Source organism: Amycolatopsis jiangsuensis (assembly GCF_014204865.1).
In the GTDB taxonomy this organism is placed as follows: Bacteria; Actinomycetota; Actinomycetes; order Mycobacteriales; family Pseudonocardiaceae; genus Amycolatopsis; species Amycolatopsis jiangsuensis.
On the sequence record NZ_JACHMG010000001.1, the window covers coordinates 4,549,417 to 4,564,542 of the forward strand.

14 protein-coding genes are annotated in these 15,126 nt (G+C 71.9%); 2 read left to right on the forward strand and 12 right to left on the reverse strand.

Annotated elements, in window-relative coordinates; genetic code table 11:
• Window positions 1-67: 67 nt before the first annotated feature.
• The 7 genes from BJY18_RS20265 to BJY18_RS20295 all read right to left on the reverse strand — a co-directional run bounded on the left by BJY18_RS20265 (window position 68) and on the right by BJY18_RS20295 (window position 8,507).
• A complete protein-coding gene (locus tag BJY18_RS20265) occupies window positions 68-874 on the reverse strand; it encodes a sugar phosphate isomerase/epimerase family protein (RefSeq protein ID WP_184781454.1) in 807 nt (268 codons plus the stop codon).
• Window positions 875-985: 111 nt separating this feature from the next.
• On the reverse strand, window positions 986-2,944 hold the full coding sequence (locus BJY18_RS36380; RefSeq protein ID WP_221457849.1) for a phage holin family protein: 1,959 nt from the start codon (window positions 2,942-2,944) through the stop codon (window positions 986-988).
• Between the two features lie 148 nt (window positions 2,945-3,092).
• Entirely contained in the window at window positions 3,093-4,076 is a 984-nt protein-coding gene (locus BJY18_RS20275; RefSeq protein ID WP_184781455.1) for a Ppx/GppA family phosphatase, read from the reverse strand.
• A 78-nt stretch (window positions 4,077-4,154) separates the two neighbouring features.
• Window positions 4,155-5,420, reverse strand: a complete 1,266-nt coding sequence (locus BJY18_RS20280; protein ID WP_184781456.1) for a heparan-alpha-glucosaminide N-acetyltransferase domain-containing protein — start codon at window positions 5,418-5,420, stop codon at window positions 4,155-4,157.
• Between the two features lie 141 nt (window positions 5,421-5,561).
• Window positions 5,562-6,251: a response regulator gene (locus tag BJY18_RS20285; RefSeq protein ID WP_098511814.1), complete on the reverse strand. Its 690-nt coding sequence runs from the start codon at window positions 6,249-6,251 to the stop codon at window positions 5,562-5,564.
• Window positions 6,248-7,504 carry a sensor histidine kinase gene (locus tag BJY18_RS20290; protein WP_184781457.1) on the reverse strand — a complete coding sequence of 419 codons (1,257 nt, stop codon included), beginning with the start codon at window positions 7,502-7,504 and terminating at the stop codon, window positions 6,248-6,250. Before BJY18_RS20290 ends, BJY18_RS20285 begins: the two co-directional genes overlap by 4 nt.
• Window positions 7,505-7,640: 136 nt before the next feature.
• A complete protein-coding gene (locus BJY18_RS20295; RefSeq protein ID WP_184781458.1) occupies window positions 7,641-8,507 on the reverse strand; it encodes an aldo/keto reductase in 867 nt (288 codons plus the stop codon).
• Window positions 8,508-8,607: 100 nt separating this feature from the next.
• Here BJY18_RS20295 and BJY18_RS20300 point away from each other — a divergent pair, with 100 nt between their 5' ends.
• Both BJY18_RS20300 and BJY18_RS20305 read left to right on the forward strand, forming a co-directional pair.
• The gene (locus BJY18_RS20300; RefSeq protein WP_184781459.1) at window positions 8,608-9,237 is read left to right on the forward strand and encodes a response regulator transcription factor; all 630 of its coding nucleotides are present in this window, start codon (window positions 8,608-8,610) and stop codon (window positions 9,235-9,237) included.
• A complete protein-coding gene (locus BJY18_RS20305; protein WP_312873902.1) occupies window positions 9,234-10,145 on the forward strand; it encodes a hypothetical protein in 912 nt (303 codons plus the stop codon). The genes BJY18_RS20300 and BJY18_RS20305 overlap by 4 nt, the downstream gene beginning before the upstream one ends.
• Before the next feature lie 80 nt (window positions 10,146-10,225).
• Here BJY18_RS20305 and BJY18_RS20310 read toward each other — a convergent pair whose 3' ends face one another.
• The 5 genes from BJY18_RS20310 to BJY18_RS20330 form a co-directional block, all read right to left on the reverse strand.
• Window positions 10,226-10,975, reverse strand: coding sequence for a phosphoglyceromutase (locus tag BJY18_RS20310; protein WP_184781460.1), 750 nt, complete (start codon window positions 10,973-10,975; stop codon window positions 10,226-10,228).
• A 458-nt stretch (window positions 10,976-11,433) separates the two neighbouring features.
• The gene (locus BJY18_RS20315; RefSeq protein ID WP_184781461.1) at window positions 11,434-12,405 is read right to left on the reverse strand and encodes a DUF4349 domain-containing protein; all 972 of its coding nucleotides are present in this window, start codon (window positions 12,403-12,405) and stop codon (window positions 11,434-11,436) included.
• A 66-nt stretch (window positions 12,406-12,471) separates the two neighbouring features.
• Window positions 12,472-12,984 carry a type III secretion system chaperone family protein gene (locus BJY18_RS20320; RefSeq protein ID WP_184781462.1) on the reverse strand — a complete coding sequence of 171 codons (513 nt, stop codon included), beginning with the start codon at window positions 12,982-12,984 and terminating at the stop codon, window positions 12,472-12,474.
• Window positions 12,981-14,285 (reverse strand): D-inositol-3-phosphate glycosyltransferase, encoded by a 1,305-nt coding sequence (mshA, locus tag BJY18_RS20325; protein WP_184781463.1) that lies wholly within the window; start codon window positions 14,283-14,285, stop codon window positions 12,981-12,983. The genes BJY18_RS20320 and mshA overlap by 4 nt, the downstream gene beginning before the upstream one ends.
• A 5-nt stretch (window positions 14,286-14,290) precedes the next feature.
• The gene (locus BJY18_RS20330) at window positions 14,291-15,121 is read right to left on the reverse strand and encodes an alpha/beta fold hydrolase (RefSeq protein ID WP_184781464.1); all 831 of its coding nucleotides are present in this window, start codon (window positions 15,119-15,121) and stop codon (window positions 14,291-14,293) included.
• Window positions 15,122-15,126: the final 5 nt, after the last annotated feature.

A 15,126-nucleotide genomic window follows, 5' to 3' on the forward strand; every position in this document is an offset into this window, starting at 1 on the left:
CCGGCGCGCCGGTGCGGCCCGGAAAGACCGCTTACCGCCCGGACAGCCGAGCAAGATCACGATGCGGTCACTGCCCGAGGTGCAACCGGGCGAACAACAGCGCCTCGGCCAGTGCCCGGGCCCGCCCGGCCGCACCCGCGGTACCCCGGGTGCTGACCTCGAGCACGACCTGGCCGGCGAACCCGTCGCCGGCCAGCTTTTCCAGCAGTTGCGCGCACGGCTGCCCGCCGTGGCCGGGAACCAGGTGCTCGTCCTTGGGAATCCCGGTGCCGTCGGCGAGGTGCACGTGGCTGAGCCCGGCGCCCATCCGCCCGGCCAGCGCGAGCGCGTCCATCCGCGCCGCCGCGGTGTGCGACAGGTCCAGCGTGTAGTGCCGGAACCCGACGTCGGTCGGATCGATCGACGGCCGGAACGCCGACACCCGCGCCCCGCGGGACCCGCCGGGCGGACGCACCTTGAACATGTTCTCCACGGCGATCTCCACGCCGCTGGCGTCCTCCAGCTCGTCCACCAGATCGCCGAACGCGTCGCCGTAGCGCCGCTGCCAGCGAAACGGCGGGTGCACCACCACGGTGCGCGCGCCCAGTTCCAGCGCCGCGTCCACGGACATCCGCAGCCGCACGACGGGATCCGGCGACCAGACCCGCTGGGTGATCAGCAGCGACGGGGAATGCACCGACAGCACCGGCATCCCGGTACGCCGCGACCACCGCCGGACCGCGGCGACGTCCTGGCTGACCGGATCCGCCCACACCATGACCTCGACCCCGTCGTAGCCCAGCTCGGCGGCGAGCTCGAACGCGGCCCCCGCCCGCAACGGCCACACCGAGGCGGTGCTCAGTCCTACCGGGACGGGCTTTTCCGGAGTGCTCATCCCGCCTCCGCGGGAGGAAGTGCGTCGGCGGTGCTCACGCCGCCTCCGCGGGAGTGAGTGCGTCGGCGGTGCTCACCAAGCACATTCTGCCCTGCCCACCGCGGAACGTCGCTACTTGGCCACCAGCAGCAACGCTGCCGGGGACACCGTGACCACCAGTCCGACGAGGATCGCCAGCAGGGTGGTCTGCAGGTCCTCCGCACGCCGGATCTTCCGCACGATCCACACCAGCGCGACGATCACCAGCAAGGCACCCACGAGCGCGGCCGGGGCGAGGTTGACCCACAGCCAGTTGAAGCCGAGCCACACCGCGGCACCGCCGACCACGCCGAGCGCCAGCTGCCCGGCCAGGGTCAGCCACTGCTTGCCCGCGGACGCCGTGGAGGCCTCCTCCTCGGCCGGAGCTCCCTCCGCGACGGCTTCCCCGGGGACGTCCTCGTCCTCGTAGTCCTCGTAGTCCTGTTCGTCGTAGCCGTGCTCGTCGTAGCCACGTTCTTCGAAACCGTAGTCGTCGCCCTCGAAGTCGGGCTCGCCGTCCGGATAGCCGGAATCGGCGAACTCCCGCTCGTACTCCGACAGGTCGTCCTCGATCGGCGCGTCCTTGCCGCCAGGGGCGAACGGCATCGGCGCCGGGTACCCCGCGGTCGGCGGGCCGCCCTCGTAGTCGTCGCCGGCAGGCGGGTAGCCGCCGTCCTCGGCGTAACCGTCCTCGGCGGCATAGCCGTCTTCGGCATAGCCATCCTCAGCGGCGTAACCGTCCTCGGCGGCGGGGTAGCCGTCTTCGTCGACGTAGTCCTCGTCGACGTAGTCGTCCTCCGGTTCCGCGTTCGGCACGACCGGCATCACGCCGACCTCGGTGTCCTCCAGCTGTTCTTGCGCACGGCGCTTGCGCCAGCCTGCCAGGCCGGCGGGTGGTGCCTCCTCCGCGGCGGCTTCGGCGCCCGGGGCGCCGGCGACCGCGTCGAACTGCTCGGTGTGCGGTTCGGCCTTCGGCGCGGGACGGCGTGCGGGGGCACGCCGGGGGCGCTGCGGAGCCGGGGCCGGGAACGCACCGCTCGCCATCGGCGGTTGCTCGGGAGCGTCGGCGTCCGAAGCACCCTCCAACCGGGCCGCCAGTGCTCCGTTCGCGGGAGCCGCGGGCGGCGGCGCCGGACGACGGCGGACCGGTGGCACCTGCTCGCGCGTCTCCTCCGCGGACACGGACGCGGACGGCGAGGACGCAGGCGCGGCAGGCGGGCGCGGACGTCGCGGCGGCACCGGCATCTGGCCCGATTCCTGCGGCGGCCGCGGGAACTGGCCGGATTCCGGCGGACGCACGTACCCGGATTCCTGCTGCCCGTTCACGCCGGGCCGCGGGTACGCACCGGACTCCTGCGGTGCCGCCGGACGGGGATGAGCACCGGATTCCTGCGGTGGCGTGGGTCGCGGGTACGCACCGGATTCCTGCGGGCCGGCGGGCGGACGCGGGTACGCACCCGACTCCTGCGGACCGGCGGGCGGACGCGGGGCCTGCCCCGGCTCCATCGCCGGACGGGCAGGCTCCGGACGCGGACGCGCCGACTCCGGCTGGCCCGCCGGACGAGCCCGCGGACCCGGCTCGGGCTGACCAGGCCCCGACGGACGCGGATACGCACCCGACTCCTGCGGACCACCAGCCGGAGGCCGCGGACCCGGCTCCGGCTGACCGTTCACCGGACGCGGATACGCACCCGACTCCTGCGGGCCACCAGCCGGAGGCCGCGGACCCGGCTCGGGCTGACCGTTCACCGGACGCTGGTACGCCCCGGAATCCTGGGGCGCGGGACGCGGCGTGGGCGGGGTGTCCGGACGACGCCGGGCACCGCCGCGCGCCGGGGGCTGCGCGGGGCCGTCTGAGGTCACCCGGTCGATGATCGCCTGCGGTGCGGTGTCGCTCATCCGCGAGCGGCGCGGGCCGGTCTCTTCCGGTGCTTCGTCGTCCTCGGCAGCCCTGCGCCTGCGTCGCCGTCCGCCGTCGACCTGCTGCCCGTGCTGGGCGAGCAGTTCGGCCACGGTCTTCTGGGGCTGGTCGCCGCCGGTCTCGTCCGTCATACCGTGCTGTCCAAAGCGCGCTCGGGGTTGGTTGTGTCCACTCGGGCACGCACGCATACGGCGCCGCGCGCGCTGAACACCGTGCAGTACATGTCCGTCACCTCTTCACCGTGCCTGGTCTTCGTTCGCGAAGTCCAGTCCGCTGCTGTCACCGGTCCTCCCCGTTCGCCGAAACGCCGGTGCGGGCCGCCCCGGTTTCGTCCGTCCCGTTGGCGAGGTCCAGCTGCCGCAGGATCACGCCCTCTCGCAGTGCCCAGGGGCAGATCTCCAGCTCGGTGAGCGAGAGGGCCCGCATCGCGGCCTGCGCCACGAGTGCGCCGGCCACCAGCTGGTGCGATCGGCTCGCGCTGACGCCTTCCAGCTGTGCCAGATCCGCCGCGGGCATCCGCGAGACGAAGGCGATGAGCTGGCGCAGTGCGGTATCGGTGAGCGTACGGCGCACCCGGGGCCCGGCCGCCGAGGGGGCCGCGCCGGTGAGCCGGGCCAGCGACCGGAACGTCTTCGAGGTGGCCACGACCCGGTCCGGCCGGCCCCAGCTCGCGGTCTTCTTCGCGAGGACGGCGAGCTGGTCCTCCAGCCACGCCGAGGTCGCCACGACCTCCGAGCGGGTGGGGGGATCGTGCCGGAACCGCGTTCGCGTGGTGCGGCCCGCTCCGAGCGGCAGCGATTCGGCGAGCTCGGGTTCCTCGTCGCGGCCCATCGCCACCTCGAGCGACCCGCCGCCGATGTCGAGCACCAGCAGCTGCCCGGCCGACCAGCCGAACCAGCGGCGCACCGCGAGGAAGGTCAGCCGCGCCTCGTCGGCCCCGGTCAGCACCCGCAGGTGCACGCCCGTCTCGTCGGCCACTCGGGCGAGCACTTTCGCGGAGTTCCCGGCCTCACGCACGGCCGAGGTCGCGAACGCGAGCACGTCCTCGCAGCCCATCCGCACCGCCGCCGCCCGCGCCGAGTCGACCGCGCGGACCAGGCCGTCCGCACCGGTCCGGCTGAGGTCTCCCGACCGTGTGATCTGCTCGGCCAGCCGCAGCACGGTCTTCTCCGAATGCATGGGCGTGGGGTGGGCACCACGATGGGCATCGACCACCAGCAAATGGACGGTGTTCGAGCCGACGTCGAGGACCCCTAGGCGCACGAGGAACCAGCGTACCGGTCCCGCTGCCAGGTCTCGAAAGTGTAACCAACACCACTCGTGTCGGCAGCCGGCGACAGGTCAGCCGGACGTGCCGGCCGCAGCCTTCCCACCGGCGGGTTCACGCCGGACGGTCACGTTCGCGATCCGGGTGGACACCCAGTGCAGCAGGGCTTCCAGTGGTCCGCGGCCCAGTAACGGCCGCCACAGTGCGCAGACGAGCACCGACACCGCGACGAACGTCAGCCACGGCAGCCAGGGGTGCGCCACGTGCCCGGCAGAGAGCGTTTTCATCACGTACTTCAGGGCGATGGCCTGCCCGGTGTACACCGTCAGGGACAGTGCGCCGACCGCGGCGATCGGGGCGAGCAGCCGGCCGAGCGCGTCCGCGGCGAACAGGCAGAGCGCGAGCACGGCGAGCGCGATCCCGGTCGAACCGACGATTTCGAACGGGGTCCCCGAATGCGGGCTGTCGACGAGCAGGAATCCCGCGTTGTTCGCCGGCACGTAGCCCATCCCGCCCAGGTGCAGCAGCATGTCGAGCGGATCCTGACCGGCGCGCTGCGCGAGCGGGCGCATCGCGTCGACCACCGGCGCGAGCAGCCGGATGCCGCCGAAGGCGTGCAGCGCCAGCCACGAGCCGCCGATGCCGAGCGCAGCCAGTCCGAGGCCGGTGCCGAGCACCCGCAGGCGGACGGCCGCCGACCGCAGATCGAGCCGTCCCACCGCCAGTCCGGCGAAGACGAACGGCATCCAGGTCACCACCGGGTAGACCCCGTCCAGCAGGAGGTTGCCGAATCCGGGGCCGAACAGGGTGGTGAACGACGGCGTCTCCCCCAGCGTGTCCGGAGTCGGCAGCTGACGGCGGATCAGGAAGGACACCAGCGGCCCGGCCACCGCCCATCCCGCCGCGATCAGGGCCAGCGTTCGCGGCGAAAGCCGCAGGAACGGGAGCGCGATCAGGAAGTAGGCGCCGTAGAAGGCGAGGATGACGAAGATCGGCGCGCCCCACTGGGTCAGCGCCAGTCCGAGCACGAAGAGCAGCACCGCGCGCACCGCGATCCGGACGCGGTCCCGGCGCAATGCCGCGCCCTGGTGCGGGGTCCGGCCGCCGGTCAGCAACGCCAGCGAAACGCCGGCCAGCAGCGCGAACAGGATCGAGGCGTGGCCGTCGCCGATCCGGCCGAGCACTTCGGCGGGCCCACCGGCGTGCACGGCCAGCACGGCGGGTCCGATGTGGGCGGCGAACATACCGAACACCGCCAGCGCACGGGCCACGTCGACACCCGCGATACGGGAGGTGCGCGCGGCGACCGGCTCGGCGGCGACGAGCTGGGCAGTTTCCATACCCGAAAGCTATGCGGATCCGGCTGCGCGCAAATCGCTCGCAAGGCTCCGGCCGGATAGGCAATTCGTCTTACCGTCCGTTACCCGTCCGTCGCACCGCGCCCCGGGCCGCCGGATCCGCACGGCCCCGCCGAAGGCCGGTCAGGTCTCGAACTTGTACCCGAGCCCGCGCACCGTCACCAGGTGCCGCGGCGAACCCGGGTCCGGTTCGATCTTCGAGCGCAGCCGTTTGACGTGCACGTCCAGGGTCTTGGTGTCGCCGACGTAGTCCGCGCCCCACACCCGGTCGATCAGCTGGCCGCGGGTGAGCACCCGGCCGACGTTGCGCAGCAGGTACTCCAGCAGGTCGAACTCCTTGAGCGGCAAGGAGACCTCGGCGCCGTCGACGGTCACCACGTGCCGTTCCACGTCCATCCGCACCGGGCCCGCGGACAGCACCAGCGGGGCCAGCTCACCGTCCGTGCCGGGTTCGCCGCCGCGGCGCAGCACCGCCCGTACCCTGGCGATCAGCTCGCGTGCCGAGTACGGCTTGGTCACGTAGTCGTCGGCACCCAGCTCCAGTCCCACGACCTTGTCGATCTCGCTGTCCCGCGCGGTCACCATGATCACCGGGACCGCGGACCGCTGGCGCAGCTGCTTGCACACGTCGGTGCCGCTCATCCCGGGCAGCATCAGGTCGAGCAGCACGATGTCCGCGCCGTTGCGGTCGAACTCCTCGAGCGCCTGCTGGCCGGTCCCGGCCACCGCCGCGGTGAAGCCCTCCTTGCGCAGCAGGAAGGCGAGCGGGTCGGCGAAGGACTCTTCGTCCTCGACTATGAGAACCCTCGTCACAGGTTTCCTCCACGGTCTGGGCCGGAGATCTCCTGCCCGGTTGCCACGAGCCGGGGTGTCCGCTCGGGGGTCTTGTCCTGCGTCTGCGGCTTCGCCGCGGGCAGCGGTGCGCCACCGCGGCCGGACTCGCCGGGCTCCGGGCGCACGTGCGCCGGGATCCGCAGGGTGAACGTCGAACCGGTGCCCGGACGGCTCCACAGGCCGACCGAACCGCCGTGGTTGGCCGCGACGTGCTTCACGATCGCCAGGCCCAGCCCGGTTCCGCCGGTGGCCCGCGAACGCGCCTTGTCCGCGCGGTAGAACCGCTCGAACACGCGTTGCTGTTCGTCCTCGGCGATGCCGATGCCGCGGTCGGTCACCGCGATCTCGACCATTCCGTCGGCCAGCCGCCGCGAGATCGACACCGGGCTGCCGGCCGGCGAGTACGCCACGGCGTTCTCCAGCAGGTTCGACAGCGCGGTGACCAGCAGGGTCCGGTCGCCCTCGACGAGCAGTCCGCCGGGAGCGTCGGTGGTGATGGTGATCTCGGCGGATTCGGCGGACAACGTGGCGCGGCCGAGTGCTTCCCGCACCACCGCGTCGACCTCGACCACGTTGAGATCGGGCAGCCGCTCCGCGCCCTGCAAGCGGGACAACGCGATGAGTTCGGTGACGAGCGTGCCCAGCCGGGTGGACTCGCGCAGGATCTTGCCGCCGAACCGGCGGACCTCCTCGACGTCGTCGGCGGCGTCCAGCACGGCCTCGGTGAGCAGGGCGATCGCCCCGACCGGGGTCTTGAGCTCGTGGCTGACGTTCGCGACGAAATCGCGCCGCACCGCCTCCAGCCGGATGGCCTCGGAGTGGTCGACCGCCTCGACCACGGTGAACCCGTCGCCGAGCGGGCGGACCTCGCCGAGCACCGCCTCCGGCTGGCGGCGGCCGCGGTTCTCCAGCGGCGAGAGGTCGACCTCCACCGGCTCGTCGGTCTCCACGACCTGCTCGGCCGCCTTGCGGGCCCGCGGATCGGCCTGGCTGACGCGCACCAGTCCCAGTTCGGCGGCCCGCGGGTTGTGCAGCACCAGGTCGCCGAACCGGTTGAGCACCACGACAGCGTTGTTCGACGAACGGATCAGCCTCATCAGGAGTTCGGCGACGGTGGGGCCGGCCGGCCGGGCCGCCGCGCGCCGGGCACGCGCCCGGGCCACCAGATAACCGGCGACCGCACCGACGACGAGTGCGCCGATGGCCGTCAGCAAGGCAACAGGCGTGGTCACGTGGGGATCGTAAGCATCCCGGTCGCCGTTTGGCCTAGCGTCGGAAGCCTGGTCGTGAGGCGCGTGACATCTACGGAGGACATATTCGCCCCCAGGTCAGCCCCCGTTCACCCGATCGAGACCTTCCGGGCGATCTTCACCTCCCGTCCAGCGTCGCCAGATCCTCGTCGCTGAGCCGCAGCGCGGCGGCCGCCACGTTCTGCTCGAGGTGCGCCGGGTCGCCGGTGCCCGGGATGGCGAGCACGTGCGGCCCCTGCGCGAGGGACCAGGCCAGCCGGATCTGCGCGGACGTCGCGTCGTGGCGGCGGGCCACCTCGGCGACCCGCTCGTCCACCTGGCCGCTGGCGACCGCGAAGAACGGCACGAAGGCCACGCCCTGGGCTCCGCACGAGCGCACCAGTTCGTCGTCCTCGCGACGGGCGGCGAGGCCGTACTGGTTCTGCACGGCCACCACCGGCGCGATCGCTTGTGCCTCGGCCAGCTGCTCGGGGCCGATGTTGGAGATGCCCAGCTCGCGGATCAGACCGGCGGTGCGCAGTTCGGCGAGCGCGCCGAAGTGCTCGGCGATCGAGCCGGTAGCGCGTTCGAGGTCGTGGCCCATCCGCAGGTTGACCAGGTCCAGGTGCTCCCGTCCGAGCTGGCGCAGGTTTTCCTCGACCTGCCCCCGCAGCTCGTCGGGACGGGCGAACAGGAATTCGCCGGACGGGGTCCGCCCTGGCCCGACCTTCGTCGCGATGACGAGGTCGTCGCCGTAGGGCGCGAGCGCGGTGTTGATCAGCTCGTTCGACGACCAGCGCGGGGTGAAGTAGAACGCCGCCGTGTCGATGTGGTTCACACCCAGCTCGACCGCCCGGCGCAGGACGGCGATCGCGCGCTCGCGTTCGCCGGGCAGCTGCCGGTCCAGCGGCACCAGGCGCATGGCTCCGAAGCCGAGCCGGTTGACGGTGAGCGAGCCGAGCTGCCAGGTACCGGCGGCGGCCGCGGGAAGTGTCGTTTCGGTCATGTCTCCAGCGTGTCCGGACGGGACGCGCCCGGCACCTTTTGGCAGGAAGCTGCCAACCCGGTGGTGGCAGGCTGCCAGGGGACGCTGGACACTGGAGGTCGTGACCCGAGTCGAAGACGTGGTCTCGGTGCGCGACGAACGCGAGCTGTTCGAACGCACCGCGCACCTGTTCACGCACGCCGACGAGCTGATCTGCGCGGCGAACGACATGCGCACCTGGCGGGCCATGCGCGAGTCCCCGCACTGGCCGCCGGGTGAGCACACCGGCGTGCGGGGGCGCAAGATCTACCTGCCGCAGGTGCTGCTCGATCCGGCCAGCAGCGACCACCTACGCGAACTGCGGGAGAACCGGGTCGACATCCGGATCTGCGACCGCGAGATCAACGAGACGATCATCCTCGACGATCGGATCGCCATCCTGGCCGCCGGCCGCGGGTACACCGTGCTGCTGCGGCCGGAGCTCGTACAGGGCATCAAGTCGCTGGTGGAGGCGACCTGGCGGACGTCGACCGCGCTGGCCGCCTACGAGACCCGGTTCGCCGATCTGCGCCGGCACACCCCGCAGCTGCTCGACCTGCTCTCCTCCGGCTGCACGGACGAGGCGGCGGCCCGTGCGATGGGCGTCGGGCTCCGCACGTACCGCAGGCGCGTCGCGGAGCTGATGTCGGTCCTCGGCGCGACTTCCCGGTTCCAGGCCGGCACCCGCGCGAGGGAGGCGGGGCTGCTGTGAGGCGTGCGGTGGCCGCCGCGGCCGCCGTCCTGGTGACGGCCGGCTGCGGCAGCGGGGACATCGGCGAGCAGAACGCCGCGCCCAAGGCGACGAACCTGGCTTTCGTGGACGCCGGTGCGACCACCACCGCGGTGAACGGCGTCAAACAGGCGGTGGAGAAGGCGTTCAGCTACGACTCGGCGAAGCCGGACGAGGTCGCCAAGACGGAGCAGGAGTACCTCACCGGCGGTGCCCGCAGCCAGTTCGACGAGACCTTCGCGCAGGTGCGCAGCAGCCCGGTGACCACGAAGACACAGGTGCTGGACACCGGGCTGGCCGAGCTGCATCCGGGACAGGCAAAGGTGCTCGCCGTCGTGGCCCAGAACAGCACCACGCCGGACGGGAAGCAGAACTCGGCAACCGCACTGATGCTGCTCACCGCGGTACCCGGGAAGGGCCACTGGGTGCTGGAGGACCTGGACTTGGACCCGCGCGGCCCGCTGGTGCAGCCGGAGGGTCCGGGCCTGGGCAAGGCCACCACGCGCGACCAGGTGGTCGCCGCGGCACAGCGGGACGCCCAAATCCTGCTGACCGTGGACGCGAAGAACGCCGACGCCGTGTACGACCGCTACGAGACGGTGGCCGCCGAGCCGCTGCTGACCCAGTTCCGCACGAGCCGCGACGAAACCCTGTCGCACATCCGCGCGAGCGGGTCGAAGACCACGGTCAATCCGCTGTCGGTGGCAGCCGCGACCGAGGTGAGCCCAGACGGCACCAAGGCGAGCGCGCTGCTCGGCGCTCTGGTGTCCAGCGAAGGGTCGGGTTCGGGCGGCCAGGAACGTCGCCTGCCGGTGAAACTGGACCTGGTCCGCCAGGGCACGGACTGGAAGGTCTCCGCCATGCAGGTCGTCAACGCCGACCAGGGCTGATCGGCTCGAATGCCGTGCGGGTCTCCTGCAGGGAACTGGATTCCCCGCAGGAGGCCCGCACGAACAACGGCAGGACGGGCTCAGCGGCCCTGGTTGGCGACGGCGGCGGCGGCTTCCTTCGCGGCCTCCGGGTCGAGGTACTCCCCGCCCGCCTTGACCGGCTTGAGGTCCGCGGTCAGGTCGTAGCGCAGCGGAATGCCGGTCGGAATGTTGAGCCCGGCGATGTCCTCGTCGGAAATCCCGTCCAGGTGCTTGACCAGCGCGCGCAGGGAGTTGCCGTGCGCGGCGATCAGCACCGTGTGCCCGGCCCGCAGATCCGGCACGATCGCCGACTCCCAGTACGGCAGCAGCCGCGCGACGACGTCCTTGAGGCATTCGGTGAGCGGCGCGTCGTCGCCGAGGTCGGCGTAGCGCGGGTCACCGGACTGGCTGTACTCGTCCTGCGGGTCGATCGCCGGCGGCGGGGTGTCGTACGACCGGCGCCAGAGCATGAACTGCTCCTCGCCGAACTCGTCCAGGGTCTGCTTCTTGTTCTTGCCCTGCAGCGCGCCGTAGTGCCGCTCGTTGAGCCGCCAGTCGCGCTTCACCGGGATCCAGTGCCGGTCGGCGGCGTCGAGGGCGAGGTTCGCCGTGCCGATCGCCCGCCGCAGCAGCGAGGTGTGCACGACGTCCGGCAGCAGCCCGGACTCGGCCAGCAACTGGCCACCCTGGCGGGCCTCCCGCTCCCCGGTGTCCGAAAGAGGCACGTCCACCCAGCCGGTGAACAGGTTTTCCGCGTTCCACGTGCTCTGCCCGTGCCGCAGCAGCACCAACGTCCCGAGTTCGGCCATGGCCCCAGCCTGCCAGAGCGGACCAGCGCGGCGACCGGTGAGTCCCGCGTTCCGCGACTATCTACCCAGAGTGTGTTACCAAGTAGTAACACCTTCACCCGAACAGAAGACCGCCGGTCAACGGGGTAGTCGACGGGTGCAATGCGATGCGTACCGTTATCGCGATCATGAAAGTTCACACGAACGGAGTAACGAGTAGTCTTGTGATTACAGGTGGACATCTGACAGGTTTGGCAGGTACCGCACAGCCGGATCCACGCACTCCCCGGCGTGCGGGCCGAGATCGCGGCTCGTCTCCCCCTGCCGAGCCGCGGCCCGCCGGCCCCGTTGGCATCCCCCTCGTCACCGGGTCCACTTCGGCGGGAACTTCAGCGGGGCGGCTCGAGATCGCGACTCCCCCCTCCCTCGAGCCGTCCCGCCTTTCCGTCAGTCCGCGAAGGTCGTGATGACGGCCCCGGTCACGGACCGGCCGGTCCCGAGCGCCGCCGCCGGCGGCGCAGCCACCACCCGAGCGCCCCGGCCGGGATTCCCAGCACCACGGCGAAGGGCACGAGCGCGCCGAGCACCTGCAGCAGCCCGCCGCCGAAGACCAGGAACCCGTCCCAGCCGTCGGCGAGGTCATCGAGGAAACCACTCGATTCGCCGGAGGTCTGTGCGACAGCCGATCGGGTGACCGACACCGTGACCGTCGCCATCGCGACCGTCCCGGCGAGCGCGGCCTGCTGGCGTTCGAGCGACTCCAGCTCCGCCTCCCGGCTCGTCAGCTCGCTCTCCACGGAGGCGATCTCGGACACCGACGCGGCCTTCGCCAGCAGAGCCCGGACCCGCTCGACACTCGTGCGCTGCGTGGCCAACCGGGCGTCCACGTCGACCACCTGCCCGGTCACGTCGCGCGTGCTCAGCTCGCGCTTGGTGACCTTGCCGAGCGCGGCGAGCTGGTCGAGTACCGGATCGAGCTTTTCCGCGGGCACGGACAGGCTCAGCGTGGCGGAATCGGCGCTGCTGGTCTCCTGCCCGGGGTACCCGCCGGCGGCGGACGCGATGGTCCGCGCGCCGGACACCACGTCCCCGGGCTTCGGCGTGGTGACGTCCAGCCGGGCGCTGCGGGCCAGCTTGCGATCGGCGGTGATCGGTCCGGCGGCCGGCTGCTTCGGCGCCGTTCCCGGCAGTGCCGGTGCCGGTGCCGACTGTTCCGCTCCCGACTGCTTCGGCGCCCTTCCCAGCTGTCCCGACGCCTTTCCCGACTGTTCCGACGCCGGTCCGGACTGTTCCGGCGCCCCTTGTACAGCTGCCCGCTGCTCCGGCTTCACCGCGACTCCGGAATCCGCCGGCGCCCCGGCCGACGACGTGGCCGGCTGCGTGCCGCTGCACCCGGCGAGCAGCACCATCAGCCCGCACCCGGCGAGCAGGCATCTCCATCGGGTCCGCATCCGTGTCTCCCTCCAGTAGGCGGCGGGGAGACGGACGCACCGGTCAGCGTCGTTGCACGCGCACGGTCACGAGTCGGTCAACCCGGGTTCGTGCGGTTTCGCCGGCTCCACCAGGTGCTTGAACGCCTGGAGGTTCGCCAGCGACTCACCGCGGGAGACCCGCCAGTCCCATTCACGCTTGATCGACGTGGCGAAGCCGATCTCCAGCAGGGTGTTGAAATCGCCGTCCGCGGCCTCCAGCACCTGACCGAGGATCTTGTCCAGTTCGGCGGCCGTCACCGTTTCCTTGCCGAACCGCCCGACCAGGTAGATGTCCCCCACACTGTCCACTGTGTAGTGCACGCCGTAGAGCCGGGCGTTGCGCTGCAACAGGTACCGGTAGACCTGCTCGTGCCGCTCGTCGGGACGGCGGCAGACGAACGCCTCCACGGAGAACGCGTGGTCGCCGTCCACGAGCCAGCAGTTGGTCTGCAGTTTCTTGGTGCCGGGCAGGGTGACGAAGTACCGGCCCGCACCACGCCGGTCGTAGGACAGCCCTGATTCGTCCAAAGTGGACTTGATGGTCGCGTCGAGGCTCACACCGCCACCTCCGCTCGTCGTTCGAGAGCCTGCCGGAACGCCGTACTCGCCTGAGCGTAGATGTCCAGCAGCGAATCCGTGGTCCGCCGCCAGGAGAACCGCCGCGCGTGCGGCACCGCGTTGGCGACCAGCTCCGCCCGCCAGTCCGGGCGCAGCGCGACCGCGGCGAGCGCGTCCGCCCAGTCCGTGGCACGGTGCGAAGGCACCAGCAGCCCGGATACCCCGTGCGGCACCGCGACCGGCAGCCCGCCCACTTCCGCGGCCACCACCGGCGTACCGCACGCCTGGGCCTCCAGCGCGACCAGGCCGAACGACTCGTTGTAGCTCGGCACCGCGACCACGTCGGCCGCACGGAACACCGTGCGCAGCTTCGGCCCCGGCTGCGGGGGAAGGAACCGAACCTGCTCGGAGATACCGAGCGTGGCGGCCATCTCCCGCAACGCCTGCGGCTGCGCCAACCCGGTGCCGGACGGCCCGCCGACGATCAGTACCACGAGCCGTCGCGCCAGCTCCGGATGCCGGCGCAGCAGCTCCGCCGCGGCGTGCAGCAGCACGTCCGGCGCCTTGAGCGGCTGGATACGCCCGGCGAAGGCGAGCACCACCGCGTCCGACGGCAGGTCCAGCGCACGCCGGGCCTCCGGCTTCGACCCCGGCGTGAACCGGTCGAGGTCGACCCCCGGCGGAACGGCGTGCACCGCGTCCGGCGCGGCCCCGTACAGATCGACCAGTTGCCTGGCCTCGACCTGGGTGTTCGCGACCAGGCAGTCGGCCTCCCCGACGACCTGTTCCTCCCCCATCACCCGGGTCCGCGGCTCCGGCTTGTCGCCTTCGGCCAGCAGCGAGTTCTTGACCTTGGCCAGGGTGTGCGCGGTGTGTACCAGCGGTACGCCCCAGCGGTCCCGGGCGAGCCAGCCGACCTGCCCGGAAAGCCAGTAGTGCGAATGGATCAGGTCGTAGTAGCCGGGTTCGTGGAACGCCTCGGCCCGCAGTACCCCGGAGGTGAACGCGCACAGCTGAGCGGGCAGCTCGTCGCGGGAGAGCGGCTCGAACGGCCCGGCCTGGACGTGGCGCACTGTGACGCCGGGCGACAGCTCGGCCTGCGGCGGCTGGTCCGAGGACGTCGCGCGGGTGAACACCTCCACCTCGACGCCACGCCGGGCCATCTCCTGCGCGGTCTGGCTGATGTACACGTTCATCCCGCCCGCGTCGCCGGTACCCGGCTGTTCCAGCGGTGAGGTGTGCACGGACAGCACGGCGATCCGGCGTGGTTCGGCCCGGAACCCGTTGAGGGAGCTGGTCACCTGGTCTACTCCTGCTCTTCGGCCGTTTCCCCGGAGAACTGCCGCAGCAGCGAGTTGAACTCACCCGGCTCCTCGACGAACGGCAGATGCCCCGCGTCAACGAACCAACGCAGAACGGCCCCCGGAATCTTCCCGGCCGAGTACTCGGCCGCAGCGGGCGACACCACACCGTCGGCCGTGCCGTGCACGACCAGCACCGGCTTGTCCACCGCGGCCAGCACCTCGGCGCTGCCGATGTCCCGCCGGAACAGCGCGCCACGCACCGACGGCGGTACCGCGAGCGACTGCCCGAGCATCGCCTGCGCGTACGTTCCGGGCACGCGGGGGTTCGCCTGCGCCCGCGCGAACTCGACCAGCGCCGGAACCGCGACCTCGGCGTCCTCGGACAGCGCCGCGGGCAGTGCGGCCCGCATGATCGGACCGGTCCGGCCACCCTCGCGGCCCCGGCCGATCTCGGTGATCGCGCCGGCGAGCACGATCCCGGACAGCCGTGCGCTGCCGTGCACCCGCAGGTAGTCCGCGATCACCAGGCCGCCGTAGGACCAGCCGACCAGAATCGCGTCCGGACCGGCGAAGTCGAGCACCGCGGCGAGATCCTCGGCCCACTGCCGTGGATCGTCGTAGCCCACCGCGGGCACGTCGGACGCGCCGTGGCCGCGCAGATCCATCGCGACCAGCCGGAACCGTGTGGACAGCGCCGGATCGGCCAGCTGCGCGGACCAGGCGGCGCCGGACTGCGCCCATCCGTGCACGAAAACGATCGGGCGCGTGTTCTCCGCACCTTCGACCCGCAGCGCGATGCGTACTCCGCCGAGGCCGGCGACTTCGGTTTTCACAAGGT

Bases quoted from the DNA above. Each gene is read 5' to 3' on its own strand.
- BJY18_RS20265 (WP_184781454.1), bottom strand. From the start codon at position 874: ATGAGCACTCCGGAAAAGCCCGTCCCGGTAGGACTGAGCACCGCCTCG.
- BJY18_RS20295 (WP_184781458.1), bottom strand. From the start codon at position 8,507: ATGACCGAAACGACACTTCCCGCGGCCGCCGCCGGTACCTGGCAGCTC.
- BJY18_RS20280 (WP_184781456.1), bottom strand. From the start codon at position 5,420: ATGGAAACTGCCCAGCTCGTCGCCGCCGAGCCGGTCGCCGCGCGCACC.
- BJY18_RS20315 (WP_184781461.1), bottom strand. From the start codon at position 12,405: ATGCGGACCCGATGGAGATGCCTGCTCGCCGGGTGCGGGCTGATGGTG.
- BJY18_RS20310 (WP_184781460.1), bottom strand. From the start codon at position 10,975: ATGGCCGAACTCGGGACGTTGGTGCTGCTGCGGCACGGGCAGAGCACG.
- BJY18_RS36380 (WP_221457849.1), bottom strand. From the start codon at position 2,944: ATGACGGACGAGACCGGCGGCGACCAGCCCCAGAAGACCGTGGCCGAA.